This window comes from Gibbsiella greigii, from assembly GCF_039540155.1.
Taxonomy (GTDB): Bacteria; Pseudomonadota; Gammaproteobacteria; order Enterobacterales; family Enterobacteriaceae; genus Gibbsiella; species Gibbsiella quercinecans.
This window is the reverse complement of sequence record NZ_BAABEM010000028.1, coordinates 1-826: the sequence shown is the minus strand read 5'-3', so window position 1 is coordinate 826 and position 826 is coordinate 1. Positions and strand designations below refer to the sequence as shown.

Below are 826 nucleotides of genomic sequence, written 5' to 3'. Positions count from 1 at the left end.
TATCAAAACACCGTCTGGTGGAATGCCACCGATAGCGAAACGATCGCGCAGTGGAGCCCCGATCGGTTTATCGATATTGCCAGCGCGCCTTATGTGACGGATTACAACAACCTGCGTGAACGCACCGTCACGGGCACCCTTACCGAAGATCGGTTGGTTTCCGCCGGCGTTGGGGCGAGCCTGCTTGCCGGGGGCAACATGTTCCTGCATATTGCCGGGCAACTGCAGAATGACGCCAGCACCCTCAGCAGCAACGGCAACCTGACGATTGACGGCACTGCCAACATCATCAACCGCGGCTATTCGGTGAATCAGCGGCGCCAGGAATATATTGTCGATCATTATGATCGGGCGGAGGGGCATTGGTACCCGACCTACACTATCGACGAAACCACCGCCTTAACCACCCTTGACGGGGTGATCAGCGGTTACGGCAATGTCACGCTCGGCGGCGCACAGTTGACAAACACCACCGTCAACCAGGCGCAAATCAGCACCGTGGCGGCCGCGCAAAGCGCGGCAGCGGCCGAACGCGCCGAATGGGAACGCAACCCGTTAGCGGTCAACATCAGCGGGCAGCGCTGGCAGGCCGCCGATACCGGGCTGGCGGAGGGCAGCCGGCCGCTCACGCCAGGCGAGCTGGCGTTAACCGACCAACAGCATCTGGCCAACGTGGCGACGACGATTCCTAATAATGGTCTGTTCCGCCAGCAAACTGCGGCAGAGAGCGCTTTCCTGGTGGTGACTGACTCACGCTTTACCGACAGAAGCCAGTTCCTGAGCAGCGATTATCTGTTGCAGCAGGTCGGTTATGATCCCGGCCAGG

The 826-nt window shown here is 60.2% G+C and carries 1 protein-coding gene; it reads left to right on the top strand.

The window, feature by feature from the left end:
• A partial coding sequence (locus AC559G_RS18135; RefSeq protein WP_498913682.1) for a hypothetical protein occupies window positions 1-826 on the top strand: 826 nt, incomplete at both ends.